This is a genomic window from Serratia sp. SSNIH1, from assembly GCF_002935055.1.
Classification (GTDB): Bacteria; Pseudomonadota; Gammaproteobacteria; order Enterobacterales; family Enterobacteriaceae; genus Serratia; species Serratia nevei.
Map to the genome: position 1 here is coordinate 1574419 of NZ_CP026383.1, position 20690 is coordinate 1595108.

General features: G+C 60.1%; 23 protein-coding genes and 1 pseudogene. 17 read left to right on the forward strand and 7 right to left on the reverse strand.

Annotated features, from left to right (window positions below; all coding sequences use genetic code 11):
- The first annotated feature begins 87 nt into the window (after positions 1 to 87).
- The 12 genes and pseudogenes from gspD to C3F38_RS26825 all read left to right on the forward strand — a co-directional run bounded on the left by gspD (position 88) and on the right by C3F38_RS26825 (position 9929).
- On the forward strand, positions 88 to 1986 hold the full coding sequence (gspD, locus tag C3F38_RS07535; protein WP_055316571.1) for a type II secretion system secretin GspD: 1899 nt from the start codon (positions 88 to 90) through the stop codon (positions 1984 to 1986).
- Positions 1983 to 3479, forward strand: coding sequence for a type II secretion system ATPase GspE (gene gspE / locus C3F38_RS07540; RefSeq protein ID WP_055316530.1), 1497 nt, complete (start codon positions 1983 to 1985; stop codon positions 3477 to 3479). The genes gspD and gspE overlap by 4 nt, the downstream gene beginning before the upstream one ends.
- Positions 3469 to 4680, forward strand: a complete 1212-nt coding sequence (gene gspF / locus C3F38_RS07545; RefSeq protein WP_055316529.1) for a type II secretion system inner membrane protein GspF — start codon at positions 3469 to 3471, stop codon at positions 4678 to 4680. Before gspE ends, gspF begins: the two co-directional genes overlap by 11 nt.
- Before the next feature lie 41 nt (positions 4681 to 4721).
- The gene (gene gspG / locus C3F38_RS07550) at positions 4722 to 5156 is read left to right on the forward strand and encodes a type II secretion system major pseudopilin GspG (RefSeq protein WP_047730782.1); all 435 of its coding nucleotides are present in this window, start codon (positions 4722 to 4724) and stop codon (positions 5154 to 5156) included.
- Positions 5153 to 5731, forward strand: coding sequence for a prepilin-type N-terminal cleavage/methylation domain-containing protein (locus C3F38_RS07555; RefSeq protein ID WP_065764051.1), 579 nt, complete (start codon positions 5153 to 5155; stop codon positions 5729 to 5731). Before gspG ends, C3F38_RS07555 begins: the two co-directional genes overlap by 4 nt.
- The gene (gene gspI, locus C3F38_RS07560; RefSeq protein ID WP_071845291.1) at positions 5625 to 5990 is read left to right on the forward strand and encodes a type II secretion system minor pseudopilin GspI; all 366 of its coding nucleotides are present in this window, start codon (positions 5625 to 5627) and stop codon (positions 5988 to 5990) included. The genes C3F38_RS07555 and gspI overlap by 107 nt, the downstream gene beginning before the upstream one ends.
- Positions 5987 to 6598 carry a type II secretion system minor pseudopilin GspJ gene (gene gspJ, locus C3F38_RS07565; protein WP_047728680.1) on the forward strand — a complete coding sequence of 204 codons (612 nt, stop codon included), beginning with the start codon at positions 5987 to 5989 and terminating at the stop codon, positions 6596 to 6598. Before gspI ends, gspJ begins: the two co-directional genes overlap by 4 nt.
- The gene (gspK, locus tag C3F38_RS07570; protein WP_233211690.1) at positions 6595 to 7500 is read left to right on the forward strand and encodes a type II secretion system minor pseudopilin GspK; all 906 of its coding nucleotides are present in this window, start codon (positions 6595 to 6597) and stop codon (positions 7498 to 7500) included. The genes gspJ and gspK overlap by 4 nt, the downstream gene beginning before the upstream one ends.
- A 3-nt stretch (positions 7501 to 7503) precedes the next feature.
- Positions 7504 to 8634 carry a type II secretion system protein GspL gene (gspL, locus tag C3F38_RS07575; protein WP_055316527.1) on the forward strand — a complete coding sequence of 377 codons (1131 nt, stop codon included), beginning with the start codon at positions 7504 to 7506 and terminating at the stop codon, positions 8632 to 8634.
- A complete protein-coding gene (gene gspM / locus C3F38_RS07580) occupies positions 8631 to 9077 on the forward strand; it encodes a type II secretion system protein GspM (RefSeq protein WP_055316525.1) in 447 nt (148 codons plus the stop codon). Before gspL ends, gspM begins: the two co-directional genes overlap by 4 nt.
- Before the next feature lie 147 nt (positions 9078 to 9224).
- A pseudogene (locus C3F38_RS26820) lies at positions 9225 to 9392 on the forward strand (prepilin peptidase); the annotation flags it as partial.
- Positions 9393 to 9422: 30 nt separating this feature from the next.
- Entirely contained in the window at positions 9423 to 9929 is a 507-nt protein-coding gene (locus tag C3F38_RS26825; RefSeq protein ID WP_370447788.1) for an A24 family peptidase, read from the forward strand.
- Here the strand turns inward: C3F38_RS26825 and gspS are convergent.
- On the reverse strand, positions 9926 to 10288 hold the full coding sequence (gene gspS, locus C3F38_RS07590) for a type II secretion system pilot lipoprotein GspS (RefSeq protein ID WP_055316521.1): 363 nt from the start codon (positions 10286 to 10288) through the stop codon (positions 9926 to 9928). The genes C3F38_RS26825 and gspS overlap by 4 nt on opposite strands.
- A 252-nt stretch (positions 10289 to 10540) precedes the next feature.
- Between gspS and gbpA the strand changes: the two genes are divergently transcribed.
- Together gbpA and C3F38_RS07600 are read left to right on the forward strand one after the other, a co-directional pair.
- Positions 10541 to 11968 (forward strand): N-acetylglucosamine-binding protein GbpA, encoded by a 1428-nt coding sequence (gene gbpA, locus C3F38_RS07595; RefSeq protein WP_055313421.1) that lies wholly within the window; start codon positions 10541 to 10543, stop codon positions 11966 to 11968.
- A gap of 52 nt (positions 11969 to 12020) precedes the next feature.
- The gene (locus C3F38_RS07600) at positions 12021 to 12539 is read left to right on the forward strand and encodes a cytochrome b (RefSeq protein ID WP_047728667.1); all 519 of its coding nucleotides are present in this window, start codon (positions 12021 to 12023) and stop codon (positions 12537 to 12539) included.
- 283 nt (positions 12540 to 12822) lie between these two features.
- On the opposite strand, the gene C3F38_RS07605 is transcribed toward C3F38_RS07600, so the two are convergent.
- From C3F38_RS07605 to C3F38_RS07615, 3 genes are all read right to left on the reverse strand, one after another.
- Entirely contained in the window at positions 12823 to 13026 is a 204-nt protein-coding gene (locus C3F38_RS07605; RefSeq protein ID WP_004940313.1) for an HHA domain-containing protein, read from the reverse strand.
- A 50-nt stretch (positions 13027 to 13076) separates the two neighbouring features.
- Positions 13077 to 13445 (reverse strand): Hha toxicity modulator TomB, encoded by a 369-nt coding sequence (gene tomB / locus C3F38_RS07610; RefSeq protein ID WP_004940312.1) that lies wholly within the window; start codon positions 13443 to 13445, stop codon positions 13077 to 13079.
- Positions 13446 to 13603: 158 nt separating this feature from the next.
- Positions 13604 to 13957: a hypothetical protein gene (locus C3F38_RS07615; RefSeq protein ID WP_055316517.1), complete on the reverse strand. Its 354-nt coding sequence runs from the start codon at positions 13955 to 13957 to the stop codon at positions 13604 to 13606.
- 409 nt (positions 13958 to 14366) lie between these two features.
- Here C3F38_RS07615 and C3F38_RS07620 point away from each other — a divergent pair, with 409 nt between their 5' ends.
- Genes C3F38_RS07620 through C3F38_RS07630 form a run of 3 tightly spaced genes read left to right on the forward strand, consistent with a single transcriptional unit; the run spans position 14367 to position 16838 of the window.
- Positions 14367 to 15080 carry a metal ABC transporter ATP-binding protein gene (locus C3F38_RS07620; RefSeq protein ID WP_055316516.1) on the forward strand — a complete coding sequence of 238 codons (714 nt, stop codon included), beginning with the start codon at positions 14367 to 14369 and terminating at the stop codon, positions 15078 to 15080.
- On the forward strand, positions 15077 to 15934 hold the full coding sequence (locus C3F38_RS07625) for a metal ABC transporter permease (RefSeq protein ID WP_038874980.1): 858 nt from the start codon (positions 15077 to 15079) through the stop codon (positions 15932 to 15934). The genes C3F38_RS07620 and C3F38_RS07625 overlap by 4 nt, the downstream gene beginning before the upstream one ends.
- 25 nt (positions 15935 to 15959) lie before the next feature.
- On the forward strand, positions 15960 to 16838 hold the full coding sequence (locus C3F38_RS07630) for a metal ABC transporter solute-binding protein, Zn/Mn family (protein WP_038874983.1): 879 nt from the start codon (positions 15960 to 15962) through the stop codon (positions 16836 to 16838).
- Between the two features lie 106 nt (positions 16839 to 16944).
- Here C3F38_RS07630 and ykgO read toward each other — a convergent pair whose 3' ends face one another.
- The 3 genes from ykgO to sdeY form a co-directional block, all read right to left on the reverse strand.
- Complete coding sequence (gene ykgO / locus C3F38_RS07635; RefSeq protein ID WP_004940304.1) at positions 16945 to 17085, reverse strand: type B 50S ribosomal protein L36; 141 nt, start codon at positions 17083 to 17085, stop codon at positions 16945 to 16947.
- Positions 17086 to 17097: 12 nt separating this feature from the next.
- Positions 17098 to 17352, reverse strand: coding sequence for a type B 50S ribosomal protein L31 (locus tag C3F38_RS07640; RefSeq protein ID WP_038874985.1), 255 nt, complete (start codon positions 17350 to 17352; stop codon positions 17098 to 17100).
- Positions 17353 to 17538: 186 nt separating this feature from the next.
- The gene (sdeY, locus tag C3F38_RS07645) at positions 17539 to 20685 is read right to left on the reverse strand and encodes a multidrug efflux RND transporter permease subunit SdeY (protein ID WP_038874987.1); all 3147 of its coding nucleotides are present in this window, start codon (positions 20683 to 20685) and stop codon (positions 17539 to 17541) included.
- Positions 20686 to 20690: the final 5 nt, after the last annotated feature.

Consider the following 20690-nt stretch of genomic DNA (forward strand, 5'->3'; position numbering starts at 1 on the left):
ATAGCATAAGGCGACATTGTGATTACGCATTTTATTTATCGTTCCGGCCCAGGCTGGAGCGCCGGCTTATGGCGCGCGTTAGCGGCGATGGCCGTCATGATTGTGCTGGCTGGCGCGGCGCGCGCGGAGCAATTCTCCGCCAATTTCAAAGGCACGGACATTCAGGAATTTATTAATACGGTCAGTAAAAACCTGGGCAAAACCATCATTATCGATCCGGCGGTGAAAGGTAAGGTCACGGTGCGCAGCTATGAACAGCTCGACGAGAAGCAGTATTACCAGTTCTTTCTCAACGTGCTGGATGTCTATGGCTATACGGTCATCGGCATGCCCAATAACGTCTTGAAGGTGATCGCCGCCAAAGAGGGAAAAAGAGCCGCGCTGGCACAAAACGGCGGTGAGGCGATCGCCGAAGGGGATGAAGTGGTGATGCGCGTGGTACCGCTGCGCAATATCGCGGCCAAAGACGTTTCGCCGATATTGCGCCAGCTCAACGACAGCATCGGCGTGGGCAGCGTGGCGCATTACGAGCAGGGAAACGCGTTGTTGATCACCGGCCGGGCCAGCGTGGTCAATGGCCTGCTCGAGCTCGTCAGGGAGATGGATCAGGACGATGGCAATCGGGTCGAAACTCTCGCGCTGAAGCATGCGGCGGCGCCGGAGATCGCGCGCATGGTGAACGAACTGTTTCGCGAAGAGGGCAAGCGGCGCACGGCCGGCGCGAGCTCGCTGCGGCTGGTGGCGGATGAGCGGACCAACAGCGTGATGATCGCCGGGGACGATCGGAGCCGCGAACACGCCAAAGAACTGATTGACCAGTTGGATAACAAGAGCGTCACCCAGGGCAATACCCAGGTTATCCCTCTCAAATACGCTAAGGCGCAGAGCCTGGTCGAGGTGCTGACCGGCGTGAGTGCGGGCCTGCAAAACGAGAAGGAGAGCGCCGCCGCCAACGTGGCGCTGCTGAAAAATGTGGTGATCAAGGCCGATGAGCAGACCAATGCGCTGATCATCACCGCCGCACCGGATGTGATGCGCGATCTGGAGGCGGTGGTCGCCAAGCTCGACGTGCGCCGCGCGCAGGTGCTGGTCGAAGCGGTGATCGTCGAAGTGCAGGATGGGCAGGGGCTGAACATCGGCGTGCAGTGGGCCAACAAATACGGTGGCGGCACGCAGTTCGCCGGCCAGATGCCCGGGGTGTCGGCGGGGTTCGAAAACGGCATGAGCGACGTGTTCGGCAAGGCCAACGGCCTGATGACCGGTTTCTACAGCGGTAACTGGGGCGTATTGCTGACCGCCATCGCCAGCAACAACCAAAATAATATCCTGGCCACGCCGAGCATCGTCACGCTGGATAACGCCGAAGCGGAATTCAGCGTCGGGCAGGATGTACCGATCCTGACCGGTTCGCAAACCACCAATAGCGATAACGTCTTCAATACCGTGTCGCGCAAGACGGTGGGGATCAAACTCAAGGTCAAACCGCAGATCAACCAGGGCCAGTCCGTGCTGATGCAGATCGAACAGGAGGTCTCCAGCGTTGCCGACAGCGCCGGCGCTACGCCGGATTCGCTGGGGGCGACCTTCAATATCCGCACGGTTAACAACACGGTTCTGGTGGACAGCGGCGAAACCGTAGTGGTGGGTGGCCTGTTGGACAAGTCCAACTCGGAGCTGGAGAGCAGCGTGCCGATCCTGGGCAAGATCCCGCTGGTGGGGGCGCTGTTTCGCTCGACCGCCACCAAAGCGAGCAAGCGTAATTTGATGCTGTTTATCCGCCCGACCATCATTCGCAGCACCGAGGGATATGCCCGGCAGAGCCAACGCAAGTTAGGCAAGTTCGACGCCGAGCAGCAGGACGATCGTGAGCTGAATGACGCACTGCGCGGTGAGATCGCCGGCGATAAGAAGGCGCTCGACAATCGGGCGTTTCTCGCCACCGTTGCCAGTATCGACGCGTTTTATTTGCGGGGAGTGCGCCCGTGAAGCCCCGTTCTGCGGGGCCGCTGCTGCCTTTTTCCTGGGCGCGCCAGCATGGCGTGCTGGCCGTTGACGGGCAGCACGGTATCCAAATTTATTGTCACCCTGACACGAGCCACGCCGCATTGATGGAGGCCTACCGCTGCCTGCCCGGCGAGCCGGCGCTGGCCCGGCTGGAGGCGGAGGCTTTTGATCAACGGCTGGTGGCGCACTACCAGCAGGAAAGCGGCCAGGCGCAGAAAATGATCGACGACCTGGGCGGCGAACTGGATTTTTACGCGCTGGCCGAGGAGCTGCCGCAACAGCAAGACCTGTTGGACGAACAGGACGATGCGCCGATTATCCGCTTGATCAACGCCTTGCTGAGCGAGGCGATCAAAGAGCGCGCCTCCGATATCCACATCGAAACCTACGAGAGCGAGCTGGTGATCCGCTTTCGCATCGACGGCGCGCTGCGGCGGATTCTGGCGCCGCAGCGCAAGCTGGCGGCGCTGCTGGTGTCGCGCATCAAGGTGATGTCGAAGCTGGATATCGCCGAGAAGCGCGTGCCGCAGGATGGGCGCATGGCGCTGAAGGTCGGCGGGCGGGCGATTGACGTGCGGGTGTCGGTGATGCCGGCCAGCCACGGCGAGCGCGTGGTCATGCGCCTGTTGGACAAACAGGGCGTGCGGCTCGAACTGCCCAGCCTGGGCATGGCGCCGGCGCACCAGCAGGCGTTGCTGCGCCTGATCCGCCAGCCGCACGGCATCATTTTGGTCACCGGGCCGACCGGCTCCGGCAAGAGCACCACGCTCTATACCTTGCTCAGCCAGATCAACGATGAACAGCGCAACATCATGACGATCGAAGATCCCGTCGAATATGAGTTGGCCGGCATTGCGCAGACGCAGGTGAATCCCAAGGTGGACATGACCTTCGCGCGCGGGCTGCGCGCGCTGCTGCGTCAGGATCCCGACGTGGTGCTGATCGGTGAGATCCGCGACGGCGAAACGGCGCAGATCGCGGTGCAGGCCTCATTGACCGGGCATCTGGTGCTGTCGACCCTGCATACCAACACGGCGATCGGTGCCGTGACCCGGCTGCGGGACATGGGGGTCGAACCGTTTCTGCTTTCGAGTTCGCTCAGCGGCGTGTTGGCGCAGCGCCTGGTGCGCCGGCTGTGCCCGCAGTGCCGTGAGCCTTATGCGTTGCCTGACGCGCAGCGGCGCCTGCTGGGGCTGCCACCGACACAGGCGGTGACCTGCTGGCGCCCGTTGGGGTGCGAGGCCTGCGGCGGGCAGGGATATCACGGCCGAATCGGCTTGCACGAACTGTTGGTGCTGGATGAACCGATGCGCATGGCGATCCATCGCGGTGATGGCGAGCTGGACATCGCGAAACTGGCCGCCGAACGCTATCTGCCGCTGCGCCAGGATGGGATCGCCAAGATGTGCGCCGGGGAGACCAGCCTGGAGGAAGTGCTGCGAGTGACGCGCGAAGGGGACGGCGATGAAGTTTGATTATCGCGCCTGCGATCGTGAGGGGCGCGCCCAGCGCGGCGTGTTGGAGGCGGATTCTCTGCGCCACGCCCGCGATCGCCTGCGTGAAAAGGGGTGGCAGGTGCTGGCGGTGCAAGCGCGCAGGCGGCCCGCTTTCGCCGGCATGTTTGCCGGCCGCTGGGTGAGCGGCGTGAGCAGCGGTGATGTGGCGCTGTTGACCCGGCAGCTGGCAACGCTGCTGTCCGCTGCGCTGCCGCTGGAGGAAGCGCTGATGGCGGTAGCGCGACAAACGGAGAAAAAAGGTCTGCAGGCGGCGTTGGCTCAGGTGCGGCAGCGCATTCTGGAGGGCTTTCCGCTGGCGCAGGCGCTGGGTCAGTATCCGCAGATTTTTGACCGCCTCTATTGCGCCATGGTGGCCGCCGGTGAGATTTCCGGCCATCTGGCGTCGGTGCTGGAACGGCTGGCCGACTACGTCGAACAGCGCCAGCAAATGAAGAACAAAATCGTGCAGGCGCTGGTGTACCCGATGGTGTTGACGGCGGTGGCAATCGGCGTGGTGGCGATCCTGTTGACGGCGGTGGTGCCGAAGGTGATCGAACAGTTTGCGCATATGAAGCAGACCTTGCCGCTGTCGACCCGGATGCTGCTCGGCGCCAGCGACGGGCTGCGCCGATGGGGGGCGTTGGCGCTGATATCGGTGCTGACGGGCCTTGGCGCTTTCCGCTATCGCCTGCGGGATCCGGCGCGGCGCGTGCGCTGGCATGCGTTCATCCTGCGGTTGCCGGTGGTCGGCAAGCTGTCGCTGGCGGTGAACACGGCGCGCTACGCCAAAACGCTGAGCATTTTGAACGCCAGCGCGGTGCCGTTGCTGGAGGCGATGCGCATCAGCGCCGGCGTGTTGGGCAACGATGCCGCCCGCGAACGGCTGCTGGCGGCGATGGAGCGGGTGCGGGAGGGCGAAGGATTGTCGCCGTCGCTTGAGGGCACCGCGCTGTTCTCACCGATGATGCGGCACATGATCATGTCCGGCGAGCGCAGCGGTGAGCTGGACATGATGCTCGAACGGGCGGCGACGATGCAGCAGGAGGCATTCGGCCGGCAAGTCACGCTGGCGCTGGGGCTGTTTGAGCCTTTATTGGTGATCGCGATGGCCGGTTCGGTGCTGTTTATCATTTTGGCCATCCTGCAGCCGATATTGCAGCTCAATAATATGGTCGGCTAATCATGCCGTTAATGGAGAGTAAAGTGAGTCATATCAGCAAGATGCGCAGGTCGCGGCAGCGAGGATTTACGCTGCTGGAAATCATGGTGGTGATCGTCATTCTGGGGCTGTTGGCCAGCCTGACCATTCCAAGCCTGATGGGAAATAAGGAGAAGGCCGATCGGCAAAAGGCCGCCAGCGATATCGTCGCGTTGGAGAACGCGTTGGATATGTACAAGCTGGACAACGGGCGTTATCCCAGCGCGGAACAGGGGCTGGCGGCGCTGGTGACCCGGCCGGCGCTGGCGCCGATCCCGAGAAATTATCCCGAAGACGGTTATATCCGCCGGTTGCCGCAAGATCCCTGGGGGCAGGAGTACCGTCTGCGCAATCCGGGGCGTCACGGCAAGCTGGACGTGTTTTCTCTGGGGCCGGACGGCATCGCCGACACCGATGACGATATCGGCAACTGGGTGGCCGACGCCGACGCGCCATGAGGCGTATACGTGGCTTTACGCTGCTGGAGATCATACTGGTATTGCTGCTGCTGGGGGTGACCAGCGGCCTGGTGATGCTGAGTTTTCCGGCGGATGAGAAAGCGTTGGCACGGCAGGGGGAGCGGCTGAACCATTGGTTGAATGCCCTCGCCGAGCGGGCCGAGCGCGAAGGGGTGAGTTATGGCGTGGCGTTCGGCAGCGGCGGTTGGCGCAGCGTTGCCGCTGCGGGACAGGCGAGCCGGGAGGCATACGCCCTGCCGGACGGCATCGCGCTGTGGCTGAGCGTTGAAGGGCAAACCGTCGCGCTCGATGACGCGGCGGCGCGGCCGCCGCAGGTGTGGCTGTATCCGGGGGGCGAAACCACGGCGTTCAGCGTAGCGCTGTCGCAGGGGCGGTGCCTGTGGCGATTGCAGGCGCCCGGTTACTTCGTATTTGAAACGACGGACATTCGTTGCGATGACGCGGAAAATGAGACGCCAGCAGGGCATGACGCTGCTGGAAGTGATGGTGGCCTTGATGATCTTCGCCATCGGTTGCCTGGCGCTGATCAACAGCACCGGCGGCCAGGTGCGTAGCCTGAGCGAGATCGAAGCCAAGACCGTTGCGCTGTGGGTAGCGGACAACCAGCTGACGCTGCTGCAGCTCGATCCGCAGCCGCCGACGCTGGCCTGGCATTCGGGCACCACGGTGATGGCCGGTGAGACCTGGCACTGGCGCTATCGCGGGCAGGAAACCAGCGACGCCGGAATGCGGGCGATCGCGATCGAAGTCAGGCGCGATCCGCAGGATCGCAACGTGTTGGCGGAGTTACAGGCTTACCGGGGGTTGCCATGAAGCGCGCTTTGCAACGCGGCTTTACGCTGGTGGAAATGCTGCTGGCTATTGCCCTGTTCGCCATGCTGTCGCTCACCGCCCTAGCGGTCTTCAGGGGCGTACTGAAAAACGACGAAATTACCCAGCGCAAATCGACGCAGCTGACCCAGCTGCAACGGGCGTTGGCGATCGTCGAGCGCGATTTTGCTCATGCGCAGGTGCGTGCGCCGATCGGTGATAAACGCAGGCCGGCGGCGCCGGAATTCGCGGTGCTGCAGACGGCGGAGGGGGAAGACGTGGATTTTCAGCTGTTGCTGATCCGAAGCGGCTGGTCGAATCCGCAGGCCCGGCTGCCGCGTGCCACGCAGGAGCGGGTGGCCTATCGCCACCGGCAGGGGCGGCTGGAGCGCCTCAGTTACCCGAATTTGAGCAGCCCGCAGGCGACGGCGCGCAGCGTGCTGTTGCTGCCGGAGGTGACGCGGTTCCGCCTGCGTTTTTATCGGCAAGGCGAATGGTTGACGGCCTGGCACGCCGGCGGGCTGCTGCCGCAGGCGGTGGAGATCACCGTCGAAACCCCCGCGTTGGGGGAAATACGGCGCATCATCGCGCTGCCCTCGGCGAGGCCATGATGAAAAAACAACGCGGTATGGCGCTGTTGATGGTGCTGCTGATGATGTCGCTGATGGCGATCGTGGCGGTCAATATCAATGACCACTGGCAGCGTTCGCTGGCGCGCACCCAGTCTCAGCAGGATCGGCTGAGGGCGAAATGGCTGCTGTTGGGCGGGGAGATCTACGCCCAACAGCGGTGGCGGCAGGCAGGAGAGCAGCGCAAGGCCTGGGGAGCCTCTGGGCCGGCGTTCAGTATGCGTACCGAAGAGGGGGAAGTGGCGATACGCCTGCGCCGGGTCGATGCCTGTTTCAACGTAAACGCCCTGATCCGCGCCGCCGGCTCAACGGAGGTCGGAGATAGCGAGGGGGCTCCCCCCAATAAAGAGAGGCGGATATTCATGCTGTTACTGAACAACCTGGGGATCGCCGACGCGCAGGCGGGCGCGATTGCCGATGCGATCGTCGCCCGGGCTTATGGCGAAGGGTACCTGATGGGGGATATCAGCGAACTGCGGGAGCTGGCCGGTATCGATCGTGAGCTATACCTGCGCCTCGCGCCGCAGCTTTGTGCGGCGCCGGATGCTGAATTGCAGATCAACCCGGACGCCGTGGATGAGGCCCGGTTGCCGCTGCTGCGGGCGATGCTGATGAACGCCCTGGGCGGAGAACGGCTGCGGACGTTGCTGGCGGCCCGCCCGTCGCAGGGGTGGCAGACGCTGACTTTTTTGTCGCAGGAAAAAGCGCTGCAAGCCTTGGATGACGACGCTCTCGACGAGCGATTGAAGTTCGACGACAGCCGCTGGATTGCGCAGCTGCAGCTGACGCTGAATGACGGGCGCTATCGGCTCGTCAGCGCGTGGCAACCGGGCCAGTCAGGCATCACGGTCAGCGGACGCCAGTTCGACAGAGGGGAGGGGTAAAGGGTGGCGAACACAATCCTGCTTATCGCGCTGAGCGAGGACTCGATGGCCGATGTGCGCTGGGGCCACGTCGGCGAGACGCGCTGCCGCTTTGGCGCCCGCCTCGATCTGACCGCCGGCGGCGGCGAGTTGGCGGCCATGGCGCAGGGCAGCCGGGTCGTGGTACTGGTGCCTGCCCGTCATGTGGTGCTGAGACAAACGACATTCCAGGGCAAGGCCCGGCAGGCGACGCCGCTGGCGCTGGCCTACGCCCACGAGGCCGGGCTGTTGACCGATACCGATCGGATGCACTGGGCGGTGCTGGGCAAGGCGCAGCGTGATTTCACCCTCGCCGGCGTCGCGCTGGCGCAGATGCAGGGCTGGGTCGAGCGCCTGAGCGCCTGCGGCATTCGCGCCCATAAAATGCTGCCCGACGTGCTGGCATTGCCGCTGCCGGGCCAATGCAGCGCGCTGCGCTGGCGCGATCGCTGGCTGATCCGAACGGGGAGTGGGCAGAGCATGTCGCTGCCCGATGCCTGGCGGGATTGCACTCCGTTGCCGACGCCGGATTGGTGTCTGCACTGCGGCGGGGAAATTCCGGCGGGCTGGGAAGCGGCGCGCATTGACGAGGATCCGCTCTGGCAACTGGCGCAAGAGGCCTGGAGCAGCCCCGCCACGCTGCTGCAGGGGCGTTTCAAACCGAGCGTACGCTGGCTGCGTCGCCTGTCCGATAAGACCGTCTGCGCGCTGCTGTTGCTCAGCGGTTCGCTGCTGGTGGGCGGTTTGCATCACCAACAGATGGCCCGGCAGAACGAGAGCCGGATAGCGGTACTGTCTCAGCGCCTGCTGCCTGGCCAGACCGCGCCGGCGTTTGCGGAACAGGCGGCGAAAGCGCAGGTGCGGCGTATGCAAGACGCCCTGAATGCGCCGCAGCTGTTCAGGCTGTTGCCCTACGCGGCCGGGGCACTCGCTTTATGGGCGCCCCCGCAGCTGCAGGCACTGGCTTTCGACGCTGCCGACGATCGTCTGGTGGTGACGGTGAACAGAAACGACGTGCCGCTGCCGGCACCGGTTAACGATGGCGAGGTCAGCATGACGTTCAGCGAAGGCGGCGCACCCAACCAGGCGGTCCTGACGGTGAGAGGTGAGCGATGAATATCGGGTGGCGCGATAAGGCGTTGCGGCGGGCTGTGTTGTTAAGCCTGTTGTTGTTGGTAGCCTGCGGCTACTGTCTGTATCAATTTTCACTGGCGCAGAAAAGCGCACAACGGCTGGCGGCGCTGCAGGGGCAGGCACGTGTCATCCAGCAACTGCAGGCTCGCTTGCCGCCGGGCGCCGCTGCGCGCGAGCAACTGCCGGAGCGGCTGCGGCAGAGCGCGCAAGCGTACCGCATTCCTATCGCCGACCTGACGGAAAGTGACGCGGAGATGCTGGTGAGGCTGCCACCCGTGCCGTTCGAAAGCCTGCTGTCGTGGCTGGCTGCCCTGCAGCGCGAGCACGGTATCCGCGTGCTCGCGCTCACCGTGGAGCGCGCGGGGCAGGCGCCGGGCGTAGTGCAGGTCAGCCGGCTGCAGGTGACGACGCAGCCGTCGATGTAACCAACGCTAACGAATCATCAGGAATCAGAAAAAATCATGCTATTCGCCCTAAACGCGGCGGCGGATGAACACTGGCTGTTATTTAGCGCCGTGTTGAGTCTGTGCGTCGGCAGTTTTATTAACGTGGTCGTTTATCGGCTGCCTATCATGCTTGAGCGTGAAATAGAAACGACGCAGGCCGAGCGGTTTGATCTCGTTTGGCCGCGTTCATTTTGCCCGTCATGCACAAAACAATTATCGGCGTTCGATAATATTCCATTATTAAGTTGGCTGCTGTTGCGTGGCCGCTGTCGTTATTGCCGCAGCCCTATTTCCGTGCGTTATCCACTGGTGGAGTTATTTCTGATGCTGATGGGAATCATGCTGGCCTGGCGTCTCGGCATCGGAGTTGATTGGTTTTTCATGCTGGCGTTTGTTGCGTTGTTGCTGGCGCTGGCGGCGATTGACAGCGAGCGCCAACTCCTGCCGGATTGCCTGACGCTGTCGCTGTTGTGGGGCGGGTTGCTGTGGCATTGCCTGGCGCACCCGGCCTTTTTGCCGGCGGCGGTTGTCGGCGCGATGGCGGGCTATCTGACGCTGTGGCTGCTGTATTGGGTCTTTCGTCTGGCAACCGGCCGCGAGGGGCTGGGATACGGCGATTTTAAACTGTTGGCGGCGCTTGGCGCCTGGGGCGGGTATGCCGCTTTGCCGTCGATCCTGCTGTTTGCCTCCGCCGGCAGCCTGCTGTGGCTGTTGCTGCGCGTATGGCGCGGCGGTGATGGAACTCAGCCCCTGCCTTTCGGGCCGGGGCTGGCGACGGCGGGCGCAGGCGCGGTGGCCTGCCAATGGTTTGCGCTGCCGCTGGGGGGCTAACGGAGCTGGGCTAAAAAGGGCGCCAGTGACCGATTGAATTCGCTGCACTTCTCCTGCAGCGGCGTGGCGTCGGCTGCCAGCTGTACGGCGACGTGTTGACCTGCAGCAAGCAACTGGGCGCGATTGAGCGCCGGTGACCACCCTTTTTTCTCTGCTTCCTGCAGCGCCGCCGCCGTGAGCTTATCGTCGGCCGGGATGTCGGCGCGATTGCAACGCTCTCTCAAAAACACGCCGGCGCCGACCAGCGACGACAGCTGGTCGCGTTGGGCGGCGGCGTCAGGGGCCGATTTGGCGGCGTGCTGGCAGCCGGAGAGCAGCAGGGAGGCCAAGACCGCTGCGGCGATATTTTTCAATGTCACGTTATTCTCTCTGTGGAATAGGAACGGTGCGCTTATTTCTTTCGCCGTACGGCGGCGCTTCGCGATTTCCGGATTATTTTAAACGTTTGTCATGCCATTTAATATCTTGGCCGTATTAGGTTTTATTATTTTAATGCATTCTAAGTGCCGGGCGTTCAGGGCTTCTACTTATTATTCCTCTCGCGGTATCGCCGCATCTCTTTGAGTTTCTTCTCACTCAGTTGGAATCCAATAAATTTAACTGGAGTCGTAATGAAATTATCCAAAATCGCCCTGATGATGGCAACGCTTGCTGCCTCGTCGGCCGCCTGGTCGCATGGGTATATCGAAGTTCCCGAAAGCCGCGCCTACAAGTGCAAGCTGGGCAGCAACACCGACTGCGGCCGGGCGCAGTGGGAACCGCAGAGCGTTGAGCAGATTTCCGGCTTCCCTGGCGGCGCTACGCCGCTCGACGGCCAGCTGGCCAGCGGCGGAGTTAATGGCTTCGAACCGCTGGACCGCCAGGGCGTCAACGTCTGGGCGTTGAACACCATGAAGCCGGGGCCGCAGACGTTCACCTGGTACCACACCGCCAAGCACAAAACCAATAACTGGCGTTACTACATCACCAAACAAGACTGGGACGTGAACAAGCCGCTGTCGCGCGAGGCTTTCGAAAAAGAGCCGTTCTGCGAGGTTGATGGCCATGCTCAGGCGCCAAAAGATCGCGAAGTGCACCAGTGCGTGGTGCCGGAGAGAACCGGCTATCAGGTGATTTACGGCGTGTGGGAAATCAATGACACGGTGAACAGTTTCTATCAGGTGGTTGACGTCAACTTCGAGGATGACGGCGTCGTATCCGAATGGCGCAAGCAGCTGCAGGGATCCCTCACCGGTAAAAACCTGCAGGTTGGCGATAAAGTGATCGCTCGCTTCTTCGACGCGAGCGGCGAAGTGCTGGCGATGAAAACCGAGCTGGCGATCGACAGCGAGGCGCTGACCGACAAAAACCGCTGGAGCCACGCACTGGCTACCAAGATCAACGTCGAGCAGAAAGCGGTGCGCGCCGGGGTGAAAGACGGCAAAGGCAACGTCAACCCGGTATTTGGCAACAACGCGGTCTTCGCCAAGCAGGGCAGCCCGATGAAGAGCGTAGTGATCTCCTATGAGGAAGAAACGCCGGCCATTACCGAGGAGCTCCGCATCGGCAATCTGTCCAGCACCAAGATCAAGGACGGCAAAGCCCAGCTGACCTTCAATGCCGAGGTCAAAGGCAAGCTGACGGTTGAAGCGCGCGTTTACGATCATGGCCAGACGGAGAAAGGCTATGTGAAAGAGACGCTGGAAGACGCCAGCCAGCCGCTGACCATCGCGCTGACCAACGTCAGCGAAGGCCACCACATGCTGAAAGTGATCGCCAGCAACGACAACGGGCAGAGCATTCAGCCTGATATCGAAAACTTCAACCTGGAAGCAGACTCCACCGGCGGTGGCGGCAACGGCGACTACAACTTCGTCTTCCCGAACGAGCTGAGTAAATACACCGCCGGCACCACGGTGCTGCAGCCGAAGGACGGCAAGGTGTATCAGTGCAAACCTTTCCCTTACAGCGGTTACTGCATGCAGTGGAACAGCGGCGCGACTCATTATGAGCCGGGCGTGGGATCCAACTGGCAGGATGCCTGGATCCTGAAAAAGTAAGCGTAAATCGGATAGCCAAGCGGCCAGCGATGGCCGCTTTTCAAGGAGTTTTATGTCACACGAACCTGCCCGTTACGATCTTTTCAGTCGGTTACTGCATTGGGGCATTGCCGCGGTCATGATCTACGTAATGATCGTTGGTTATTCGCTGCATTTTATGACGGATGCGCGCATCTTCGCTTTTTTCTCCGTGACCAATATGTCGTTGGCTTTGGTGCTGACGCCGCTGATGGCGGCGCGCTTTATCTGGCGCTTTTTCCGGCCGAAGGTGCCCTATGGCGATATGTTGCAAGGGCACCAGAAGGGATTGGTGCATTTGCTGCACGAAATATTCTACCTGCTGATTTTCGTGGTGCTGCTCAGCGGATTCCTCATGCTGGAGCACGGCTTTGCCGTTTTCGGCGCGATTGACTTCCCACGCCCGATTGCAAATCTCGACGTTAACCGCTTCTTTTTCGCCGTGCACCGTTATGCGTGTATCGCGCTGTCGGCCATGATCGTGCTGCACGTCGCGGCGGTGATTAAACACCACTGTTTTGCCCGGCAGGCGATTTTGCGCCGCATGCTCTGATTTTACGGGGCGATCACGCCGCCCGGGAGGCAGTGCGGCGGCGTGGCCGCGAGGAGCATAGGGGAGTTGGCGGCATTGCCGTTACGCTGGTGGACATTAAGCAGGGGCGAGAGTCATCACGCGTTAATCGCGTTATACCCCGAACAGGAACAGAGAAGTGTGTCTATTTATTATTAACGATAAAGATGAACGTAATTAACATTTCATTGTCAATAGGAAAAATACGTATTCAACGTGGACATTGAAGCCGATAAAAGCATCGGCTCAACGCGTTGGGGCCTGATTACCTGACATATTTCCAAACGGAGGTGGGGATTTTGTCATACAGTTTGTTCATGGTGAGCTCCGCCAGACGGTGATCGGCCGCTGAGTAAAACAGCTCCAGTTCATCATCGGAAAGCTCGTACTTATTTTTCTCAATAACACGTTCGAGAGTATCAATCGTGGTGCATTTACGTAAACGCATCAGATAGTCGGTTTTAGTCATGGTGGCCTTTTAGTTTAATAACCGTAAAATAGCTCGGGAATAATTATCCCCTAAGTTTTCATTGTCGTACAGATGTCCTCTCCTGAGAACATTCTGAATAATCTCGCCTTGGTCTTTTGCCAGCGGCGCAGGTCGGAATCATTGATACCGTAGCTGCTGAACAGCGTATAAGTATCGTCGAGATATTCTTCGACTAACTCCGACAGGTCTGATTCGTCCATGTATTTAATTTTATAACTCATCACAAACGAAGCGATATGTTCGATCAACTCATTAAGCTGCAGGTTGACGGAGGATGTCGGATCGTTGACCCACCCGTGGTGGCTGTCTCCCAAGGTCGCGATACCTTCATCATACAAATTTTCGCACAAGAATTTGAGCTGAGCAATGTCGTGTCGCTTAGGCGAATACTCATCCATATCATCCCCTCCGTAAGTCTTAATTGCGGTGTGATAACACTATGTGAGTAAGCTGATTTACATCATGAACGGAGGCAGCTTAACGGTGGTTAAATAAACTTCCCGTAAAATGAATATAAATCATTTTTTCGCGTTTGGCCTGCAGTTATTACGTAAACTTACAATTCATCCGCAGTTGATGGGCGTGAGTTATCAATGATGTCGAAGATTAAACCCCGCTCCGTCACTCGAAACCGGACGCTGTCGTTGATGATATCTTCGCTGTTGATATCCAGACAGGCATTAAAAATGCCCCACTTATAGCGATAACTCATTGAATAACCGCCGTCATCTTGTAGCACTATATCAAGTATTTCTAATGAATCCTCGGCATAGCGTGCGCTTTCAGAATAAAAACTGAGTCCGCTGGTCAGCGCCGGCACTAACTCCGCTATATTGTCATTAATCACTTTCTTTAATTTTTTAACAGAAAGTGCGTTCACTTCCAGGCTACAGGCAAGGGTAACAAGCATTAATCTTGGCCAACAGCAATGTTATCTGCTTATCTTACTCCTTTTCCGGCCTCGTCGGTAAATTTTTCGATTTACCGCTGTTCTTTACCCTATGCCAACATTTCTGTCGAACGGGAATATCCCTGAGGTTGATAAGGGGGAACGTGGCGGGGGAGAGCGCGCTGCGCGGGGCTGTTACGTTCCGTTGCATTAATTGGCACGGCAGGGCTTGAGACGTCGCAGTGAGTGTGATGTTATATTATAACCATTAATTCATCGCGTTGATCACGACATTGACTCCCTCTTCACAACATGACGCCGCGTCGTCACTGAATTCGTTGTTTACCACCTCCGCTGCCGTGCGCTGTGCGGGGGCCGTTGCGCTGCTGGCCCTGCTGTGGCTCGGCATTTTCTGGGCGGTCTCGCTGCCATGATTACCTTGCGTCAGCTGGCGATAGGCTATGGGGCCACGCCGCTTTTCCCGCCGCTGAGCGGGCAGTTTACCGCAGGATCGCTCACCGCGGTGGTGGGCGTCAACGGGGCAGGGAAATCGACGCTGCTGAAAACCTTCGCCGGATTGTTGCCGCCGTTGGGAGGCAGCCTGAGTTTTAGCGGCGGAAAGCCACCGCGCAGAGCGTATTTACCGCAACAGGCGGAGCTGGATCGGCAGTTCCCCATCGCGGTGAGCGATCTGGTGGCGATGGGCTGTTGGCCGCAAAGCGGCATGTTCGGCGGTATGAACAAGCGTGCGGCGAGCCAGGTCAATGAGGCGCTGGCGAACGTTGGCATGAGTGCGCTGGCGCACAGCCCGGTGGGCGAGCTGTCCGGCGGCCAGCTGCAGCGAGTGCTGTTTGCACGCCTGCTGGTCCAACAGGCGCCGCTGATCCTGCTGGATGAGCCTTTCACCGGCATCGACAGCGCCACCACGCAGATTTTGCTGCAGGTAATTGCGCAACTGCACCGGCAGGGGAGAACGCTGATCGCCGTGCTGCACGATATGTCGATGGTTGCCGAACATTTTCCGCAGGCGCTGTTGCTGACTCCGCAGGCTTGCCACTGGGGCGCGGCCGAGCGGGTGCTGGAACAGGTGCCGAGGTATCACGCCGCCGAACGGCAGCCGGATCTGCAGGCGGTGGCGCCATGATGCTGTGGCATGCGCTTATCGATCCTTTCCTCTCATTCGGTTTTATGCGCCGCGCGCTCATGGCGTGCCTGGCGTTGTCGCTCAGCGCCGCCCCGCTGGGCGTGTTTCTGCTGTTGCGCCGCATGAGCCTGGTAGGGGATGCCTTGTCCCACGCGGTGTTGCCGGGCGCGGCGATCGGCTATCTGATCTCTGGCATGTCGCTGGTGGCGATGGGCGTGGGCGGCTTTATTGCCGGGCTGGCGGTAGCGATGCTGTCCGGCCTGGTGAGCCGCCGCACGCCGCTGAAAGAGGATGCCAGCTTCGCCGGGTTCTATCTGGGATCGTTGGCGCTGGGGGTCACGCTGGTCTCGCTGCGCGGTTCCAGCGTGGATCTGCTGCACGTGCTGTTCGGTTCGATTCTGGCGGTGGATGCGCAGGCCATGGTGATGGTCGGTGCGATCGCCTCGGTTTCGCTGCTGGCGCTGGCGGCGCTGTATCGTGCGTTGGTGATCGAATCCTTCGACGTGACTTTTCTGCGCGTTAACGCGCCGCGCCGCTTGGCGCTGATCCACGGCCTGTTTCTGGCGCTGGTGGTGGTCAATCTGGTGGCGGGATTCCAGATCCTCGGCACCTTAATGTCGGTGGGGCTGATGATGCTGCCCGCCGCCAGCGCGCGCTTTTGGGCGCGCAATCTGCCGCAGACGCTGGCGACGGCGATGGGCATCGGCGCGCTTTCCAGCGTGATTGGGCTGGTGTGGTCCTATTACGCTTCGCTGCCTGCCGGCCCGGCGATCGTGCTCAGCGCCAGCGTCATCTTTTTCGTCTCGATCCTGTTTGGAACGCGCGGAGGCATTTGCGCCTTCGCGCGCCGTTGAGAAGTGCCATTTGCAAGGAGAAAGTATGAAACGTTTACCTCTATCGCTGGCGGTCGCTGCTCTGCTGGCCAGCCCATGGGCGATGGCGAAGACCGTTGACGCCGTCGCCAGCTTTTCCATTCTGGGTGATATCGTCAAACAGGTGGGCGGCGATCACGTCAAGGTCAGCACGCTGGTGGGGCCGGATGGCGATCCGCACAGCTTCGAGCCCTCACCGCAGGACGGCAAGAAACTGGCTCAGGCTGATGTGGTGTTCGTCAGCGGCCTGGGGCTGGAAGGGTGGATCGATCGCCTGGTCAGCGCCTCGGGTTATAAAGGGCAGGTGATCACCGCTTCACAGGGGATCAGCACCCGTCAGATGGAAGAGGACGGCAAACCGATTACCGATCCTCACGCCTGGAACAGCATGAAAAACGGCGTGCAATACGCTACCAACGTGATGAATGCCCTGATTGCCGCCGATCCCGAGGATGCCAACTATTTTCGTCAGCGCGGAGCCGACTATATTCAGCAGCTGCAAAAGCTGGATCTGTGGGCCAAAACCCAGTTCGCGGCAGTACCGCCACAGGAACGTAAGGTGCTGACCAGCCATGATGCTTTTGGCTACTTTGGGCAAGAGTATGGCGTCACCTTCCTTGCCCCGGTTGGATTTTCCACCGAGGCAGAAGCCAGCGCCAGCGACGTGGCGGGCCTGATCAAGCAGATCAAGCAGGAAAAGGTGAACGCTTACTTTATCGAAAATCAGACCGATCCGCGGCTGGTGAAACAGATTGCCGCCGCCACCGGCGCCAAGGCGGGCGGCGAGCTGTACCCTGAAGCGCTCTCCCGCCCGGGCGGCCCAGCGGCCACCTATGAGCAGGCGTTCAAGCACAATGTCGACGCGCTGCTGAGCAGCATGAGGTAATCTCCGCCCCCGCCTGCCGGCGGGGGACGGCTTGCAGGCACGTTCTCGCCATAAAAAAAGCCCCGTTGAGCAGCAACGGGGCTTTGCGACAGATGACACTTTGGAGTTAACGCTTTTTCTTACGTCCCTGTACCGCTTTGAATCGCGGATTGCTTTTACAGATCACATAGATGCGGCCACGACGACGCACGACTTTGCAATCCGGGTGGCGATTTTTCGCCGAACGCAATGAACTCAATACCTGCATGGGGGTTCCTTGTTACTTATTGCCGATAAAGCGGCCAAAGCGCTGCTGGAAGCGCGCCGTGCTGCCTTCTTTGGAATAGTCTTTCTGCTTGCCGGTGTAATACGGATGCGAAGCGGAAGAGACGTCGAGGGTGACATAAGGCCAGCTTTCGCCGTCAAGTTCGATGGTGCGATCGGTTTTGATGGTCGATCCCACTTTGAAGTAGGCATTAGCGCTGACGTCGTGGAAGACCACGGTGCGGTAATCGGGGTGGATGCCGGTTTTCATAATGGTTCTCTCATGTAATGTTATACTATAACAGTAATTATGCGCCGATCTGGCATCGCGATCAAGCGCAAATTGCATACAAGAGTGAATTAATGAGAACGGTTTGCATTAAGCAACTGAAGCAAAAGAAAAAGGCCGCATGCGCGGCCTTTTCGATTATCGGGTGGAGCTCACATCACTGAGCGATCAGTGGTGCTCTACCGGATGGCTGTGTTCCAGGTCCTCGTTCTTCTTGCTGAAGCGGCGGCGAACCACCACGAAGAACACCGGTACGAAGAAGATCGCCAAGACGGTGGCGGTGATCATCCCGCCCATTACGCCGGTACCTACCGCGTTCTGTGCGCCGGAGCCTGCACCGCTGCTGATAACCAGCGGCAGAACCCCGAGGATGAAGGCCAGAGACGTCATCAGGATTGGACGCAGACGCATACGCACCGCTTCCAACGTCGCTTCGATCAGGCCTTTGCCTTCTTTCTCCATCAGGTCTTTGGCGAATTCCACGATCAGGATGGCGTTCTTCGCCGACAGGCCTATGGTGGTCAGCAGCCCCACCTGGAAGTACACGTCGTTGTTCATGCCGCGCATCGTCGCGGCCAGCAACGCACCGATAACCCCCAGCGGCAATACCAGCATGACCGAGAACGGCACGGACCAGCTTTCATACAGCGCCGCCAGACACAGGAATACCACCAGAATCGAGATGGCGTACAGCGCCGGCGCCTGGTTGCCCGACAGACGTTCCTGATAGGACATGCCGGTCCAGTCGTAACCGATGCCGCTCGGCAGTTTGGACGCCAGCTGTTCCATCAGGTTCATCGCTTCACCGGTACTCTTGCCCGGTGCGGCCTGGCCCAGAATTTCCATCGACGGCAAGCCGTTATAGCGTTCCAGACGCGGTGAGCCGTATTCCCATTTCGCCGAAGAGAAGGCGGAGAATGGCACCATCTGGCCGCTCGTACCGCGCACGTACCATTTGTTGATGTCTTCCGGCAGCATACGGAACGGCGCCTCGGCCTGTACGTACACTTTCTTCACACGACCGCGGTCGATGAAGTCGTTGACGTACGAACCACCCAGGGCGGTGCTCAGCGTGCTGTTGATGGTGGTGATGCTGACGCCCAGCGCCTTGGCTTTCTCCTGATCGACGATCAGTTTGAACTGCGGCGTATCTTCCAGGCCGTTCGGGCGCACGCCCACCAGCACGTCCGGATGTTGAGCAACCATGCCCAACAGCTGGTTACGCGCTTCGGTCAGTTTTTCGTGCCCCAGGCCGCCCTGGTCAATCAGCTCGAAGTCGAAGCCGGTTGCGGTACCGAGTTCGATAATCGCCGGCAGGTTGAACGGGAACACCAGGCCTTCTTTAATCTGCGAGAACGCGCCCATGGCACGGCCCGCGATCGCTTCGACCTTGTTCACTGCCCCTGGACGCTCGCCCCAGTCTTTCAGGCTGACGAATGCCAGGCCGTTGTTCTGGCCGTTACCGTTGAAGCCGAAGCCCGCGACGGTAAACACCGAAACCACGTTGTCCTTCTCCTTGTTCAGGAAGTAGTCGGAGACTTCTTCCAGCACTTTGGTGGTGCGGGACTCGGTGGCACCGGCAGGCAGCTGCACCATGGTCAACAGGATGCCCTGATCTTCGTCCGGCAGAAACGAGGAAGGCAGGCGCAGGAACAGCAGGCCCATGCCAACCACGATCAGCAGGTAGATGATCAGATAGCGGCCGGTGCTGCGCAGGATGTTGCCCACGCTGTCGGTATAGTGATGCGTGCTCTTCTCGAACATGCGGTTAAACCAGCCGAAGAAGCCTGTTTTAACCCCGTGATCGCCTTTCGGGATCGGTTTGAGCATGGTGGCGCACAGCGCCGGTGTCAGGATCAAGGCCACCAGCACCGACAGCGCCATCGCGGACACGATGGTGATCGAGAACTGGCGATAGATGGCGCCGGTTGAACCGCCGAAGAACGCCATCGGCACGAATACCGCCGACAGCACCATGGCGATACCCACCAGCGCGCCCTGGATCTGGCCCATCGATTTCCGGGTAGCTTCTTTCGGCGGCAGGCCCTCTTCGGCCATGACGCGCTCGACGTTTTCCACCACCACGATGGCGTCATCCACCAGCAGGCCGATCGCCAACACCATGCCGAACATCGTCAGGGTGTTTATCGAGAAGCCGAACGCCGCGAGGATCGCAAAGGTCCCCAGCAGCACCACCGGCACCGCGATGGTTGGGATCAGCGTCGCGCGGAAGTTCTGCAGGAACAGATACATCACCAGGAATACCAGGATGATGGCTTCGATCAGCGTTTTCACCACTTCGTTGATGGAGATTTTAACGAACGGGGTGGTGTCGTACGGATAAACCACTTTCATCCCTTGCGGGAAGAATGGCTCCATCTTGGCCAACTCGTTTTTCACACCTTTGGCGGTGTTCAGGGCGTTGGCGCCGGTAGCCAGTTTGATACCCAGACCGGCGGCAGGCTTGCCGTTATAGCGAGCGGTAACGGCGTAGCTTTCCGCACCGCGCTCGATGTGAGCGACGTCGCGCAGGCGCACCTGGGAACCGTCGGTATTCACCTTCAGCAAGATCTTGCCGAACTCTTCCGGCGAAGTCAGACGGGTCTGCGCGATGATCGAGGCGTTCAACTGCTGCCCCGGCACCGGCGGCAGGCCGCCCAGCTGGCCTGCGGCGATCTGGTTGTTCTGCTCGGTGATGGCGGAGGTCACGTCCGTGGTCGTCAGCTGGTAGTTGTTCAGCTTGTTCGGATCCAGCCAGATACGCATCGCATACTGGGCACCGAACAGCTGCACTTCACCCACGCCGGACGAACGGCTGATCGGGTCCTTGATGTTGGACGCCACGTAGTCCGCAATATCGTCCTGAGTCATGTTCGGATCGTCGGAAACGAAGCCGGCCACCATCAGGAAGCTGCTGCTGGATTTTTCGACTTTCAGGCCCTGTTGCTGAACTTCTTGCGGCAGCAACGGGGTGGCCAACGACAGTTTGTTCTGGACCTGAACCTGCGCGATGTCAGGATCGGTGCCGGAATCAAACGTCAGGGTAATGGTGACGCTACCAGAGGAATCACTGGTGGAGGACATGTACATCAGGTTATCGATACCGTTCATGTTCTGTTCGATAATCTGTGTGACGGTGTCCTGCACCGTTTTGGCATCTGCGCCCGGGTAGGTGGCGGAAATACGCACCGCCGGTGGTGCAATAGTGGGATACTGCGCGATAGGCAGTTTCATTATTGCAAGCACCCCCGCCAACATGACGATGATGGCGATTACCCAAGCGAAAATTGGGCGGTCTATAAAGAACTTAGCCATGTATT